This window comes from Salinimicrobium oceani (genome assembly GCF_012037645.1).
The window spans coordinates 1-278 of sequence record NZ_JAAVJR010001713.1 but is presented as its reverse complement, the minus strand read 5'-3'; the positions used below and the strand labels follow the sequence as shown (position 1 = coordinate 278).

General features: G+C 40.3%; 1 pseudogene. It reads right to left on the bottom strand.

The features are described 5' to 3' along the window. Positions 1 to 41 precede the first annotated feature (41 nt). Positions 42 to 278, bottom strand: a pseudogene (locus HC175_RS23710) (hypothetical protein); the annotation flags it as partial.

The window sequence follows — 278 nt, the reverse complement described above, 5'->3', positions numbered from 1 at the left end:
AACGATTTAATCTGACACTTTAAAGATCCGGAGCCGGTGAATTAATGGATAGGGACGTTATTTTCAGGGCTTTGCCTGTCTGCATTTAAAGTGATCACAGGAAGATCTATTTGGTTGAGCACCTTTTCCAAAATACTCCTTCTGAACGCCGGATTCAACCCGCTATGCCCGTGAACGATCAAACCCACACCATCACAATTGGAGATATTGACGTAAGATTCGATTCCCCTTTCTTCATTAAAAGCATCAATGATTTTATATGTAAGATCCATTTCTGA